Source organism: Commensalibacter sp. Nvir, from assembly GCF_963921845.1.
Lineage (GTDB): Bacteria > Pseudomonadota > Alphaproteobacteria > Acetobacterales > Acetobacteraceae > Commensalibacter.
This window is the reverse complement of record NZ_CAWUGZ010000096.1, coordinates 1-2,852: the sequence shown is the minus strand read 5'-3', so window position 1 is coordinate 2,852 and position 2,852 is coordinate 1. Positions and strand designations below refer to the sequence as shown.

The 2,852-nt window shown below is 36.8% G+C and carries 6 protein-coding genes; 2 read left to right on the top strand and 4 right to left on the bottom strand.

Features of this window, described 5'->3' with window-relative positions; all coding sequences use genetic code 11:
• Window positions 1-26 precede the first annotated feature (26 nt).
• Window positions 27-320 carry a type II toxin-antitoxin system RelE/ParE family toxin gene (locus tag AABE15_RS06285; protein ID WP_338330434.1) on the bottom strand — a complete coding sequence of 98 codons (294 nt, stop codon included), beginning with the start codon at window positions 318-320 and terminating at the stop codon, window positions 27-29.
• Window positions 310-561 (bottom strand): type II toxin-antitoxin system RelB/DinJ family antitoxin, encoded by a 252-nt coding sequence (locus AABE15_RS06280; protein WP_338330433.1) that lies wholly within the window; start codon window positions 559-561, stop codon window positions 310-312. The genes AABE15_RS06285 and AABE15_RS06280 overlap by 11 nt, the downstream gene beginning before the upstream one ends.
• Window positions 562-662: 101 nt before the next feature.
• On the opposite strand from AABE15_RS06280, the gene AABE15_RS06275 reads away from it, so the two are divergent.
• Window positions 663-1,076: a hypothetical protein gene (locus AABE15_RS06275; protein ID WP_338330432.1), complete on the top strand. Its 414-nt coding sequence runs from the start codon at window positions 663-665 to the stop codon at window positions 1,074-1,076.
• A gap of 5 nt (window positions 1,077-1,081) precedes the next feature.
• Here the strand turns inward: AABE15_RS06275 and AABE15_RS06270 are convergent, their stop codons facing one another.
• The gene (locus AABE15_RS06270) at window positions 1,082-1,366 is read right to left on the bottom strand and encodes a type II toxin-antitoxin system YafQ family toxin (RefSeq protein WP_338330431.1); all 285 of its coding nucleotides are present in this window, start codon (window positions 1,364-1,366) and stop codon (window positions 1,082-1,084) included.
• On the bottom strand, window positions 1,353-1,610 hold the full coding sequence (locus tag AABE15_RS06265; protein ID WP_338330430.1) for a type II toxin-antitoxin system RelB/DinJ family antitoxin: 258 nt from the start codon (window positions 1,608-1,610) through the stop codon (window positions 1,353-1,355). Before AABE15_RS06265 ends, AABE15_RS06270 begins: the two co-directional genes overlap by 14 nt.
• Window positions 1,611-2,081: 471 nt before the next feature.
• Here AABE15_RS06265 and AABE15_RS06260 point away from each other — a divergent pair, with 471 nt between their 5' ends.
• Window positions 2,082-2,633, top strand: a complete 552-nt coding sequence (locus AABE15_RS06260; RefSeq protein ID WP_338330429.1) for a hypothetical protein — start codon at window positions 2,082-2,084, stop codon at window positions 2,631-2,633.
• The last annotated feature ends 219 nt before the right edge of the window (window positions 2,634-2,852 follow it).

Below are 2,852 nucleotides of genomic sequence, written 5' to 3'. Positions count from 1 at the left end.
GCCAAAAGCATGGTCAAAAAACTCGGTTAATGTTTTTTTCGTGAATACGCGGTTTTATAAGTGATTTCGTGCTCACGTTTACCCACTGCAATAACAACGATAATGATTTCCTTCTCAATAACTTGGTAGACCAAGCGAAATCCAGACGATCGTAATTTTATTTTGTAACATTCTTTTAAATCCCCTTTTAATCTAGCCGTTTCAATGTGAGGATTTATTTGGATTTCTTTTAACTTCTTTTTGAATTGGTCTCGAATGGGCTTATCGAGTTTTTTGAACTCTTTTAACGCTCTTTCATCAAATTGAAGCTCATAGATCATCAATAGTGACCTTAAACCGTTTAGCAGGATTTTTTAAACGCTCCCGGACAAGCTCTGCTAAATCCTCATCTTCTTCGTCAGAAACCATAAAGGAAACCTCTGAAAAAGGGAGTTTTTTATGTTCCGCTACGTAACGCAAAAAGGATCTTAAAGCTTCGGATGGAGATAGATCGAGTTTATCAAAAACTTCGTAAGCTTCTTTTTTAAGTGTGTCGTCTATACGAATTTGAATGGTTGACATGACTACTTTTCCAACAATAAACGTCATATCCATTCTACTGTAATTACATATGTAATGCAATAAACCTTTAATGATCTTATTAATTTAAAAGGAAAAAATCTATGGAACTTAACCTCAATACGCCTTATGGAGCACGCACTTTTTTCATTAATAAATTCCCAGCGTGCACCGGGTATTTTATAGAGCACAATTATAAAAAGTTTCTTTCATCCGATGATGATGACTTTAAAGAGAAATTTCTCTTTGAAGTGCTCTCTTTTGCCAAAGTCATTGATAAGGGCAAGCAAGAAACCAGCCTCTCTAGCAAAATCCTCATAGACGGACATCTAGGCACTTGGAAAAATGTGGCCACCGTTTTTGAAGCCGTGTTGAAATTCAACGATATTCATCCTGAAATTGCTGAGAACCAAAAAGACTATTGGGCCAAAGTTGGGGAACAGCTAGCGGTAAGCTTTGTGGCCAACGCCACCAAACTGCTCGAACCCTTTATGCAAACAACAACAAAGGAGACGTAAAAGGGTTAAGAAAGTTCAAGCTCAGCGTGGGATCCAAGGCGGACAAGAACTAATGTCTCTAGATCCGGTTTTTCGTATATCAGAATTAAATCGGGTTTAACGTGACAATTACGAAAGCCTTTCCACGTGCCTGCCAATGCATGGTCAACATGTCTAAGCTCAAGATCTTTGTCATTGGCAAGATGTGTTACCATCGCAGCAAAAGACGATTGCAAAACGGTTCGATACCGTCCTTTTTTTTCTCGCTTTAAATCGCGTTTGAATTGTCCCGTCTGTTTAATCGTCCGCATCTAATTCAGCCTGCAACGTTTTTATCGTAATAGTTTCTACGTTGCCCGCACGAGCATCGCGCATAGCTTGAATGGTTGTTTCGTTAGGGACTAACGGTTCAAACGGTAAGGCTTTTTCTTTAGCGACGCGGGTTAACATTAATCTCACAGCATCGGAAACCGTTAACCCCATTGCTGCAAGAACGGCAGCAGCAGCTTCTTTAATGGTTTTATCAATACGGGTTTGAACCAATTGATTGGGCATAAGGAATACTCCTTTTATGGAATGGAATTGCATTACATTGTAATACACTTCAGTAAAAGAAGCAATTATAAAATCAAACGGCTTTCCCCTTGTACTCACTAGGACAAAATGTATAAGTAATGATAAAAACGATGTATGCGGGTTACAACCTACGTCAATTTACGTTAAATTATTCCGCGTAACGTAAACGTAAGGGGTCCGAAGTTATAATTTACTCACCCAGTCTACTTACAGATAACTTAACAATCGGATGTTACGTTTAACTTGTAAGGTACTTATTAATGTCCAAAAAAAGACAACGAAGTTGAACCTATTAATGGCTTCTTTGATAGTGTTGCAAAAGTAGTTATAACGTTTACAAACGTGTTAAAGGAAATCACCTCTAAGGCAAGCAAAATCAAGACTTTGGCGCCCAAAAGTGGTGGTAAGAAAATCACCTATTTAGGGAGTTTTTTCCTGAAAGGATCCATCATGGCTGTTCAAATTAATTTTGATGATTGTAATTTATGGTTAATTGATGAAAGGCTTGCGCTCCATAATTTTTTAGTGTCGGATAAAACATTTTCGTCAATGCCAATAACGGATAGTAATTCGAACAAAGAACCGGATGTATTATGTTTGCAACGATGCGATAAGTCTTTGTTTATCAATGATGGTGTGAAATTTCCTCTTGCTTCTATTACGCTTATTGAATTTAAACGCCCCATGCGTAATGATATGAAAGAAAATAAAAATCCAATTGATCAATGTTTAGATTATTTGAAAGAAATAAGGGAAGGTAAAGTCAAAACATCCGATGGACGACTAATTCCGGAATCTAAGGACATTCCAGCTTTTTGTTATATAGTTACGGATCTTACATCAACCATGGTTGATGTATGTGATAAGTATGGTTTAAATGTTACTGCCGATAGAATGAGATATTTTGGTTATAATTGCAGTCGTAAGGCATATATGGAGGTTATCTCTTATAATCTATTAAATTCTGTAAGTGAGCGTAATCAAGCATTTTTCACAAATTAGGTTTAATTAGTTGATCTTAGTTTATATTGAAGGAATACCATCAAACGGCTTTTTCTAATGTTTGGGTAGTCCGCTTTGGATCAACTAAAAGTGATAGAGAGTAGTGAAAAAAGAGTCCCCCTAAGGTGTTTTAAAGAGGTATAGTTTATTTGTCTGAGGGGTAATCAAGACATTATTTAAGTTATGGTGAAAAGGCAGGTGAACTTTTTTATTACCAAT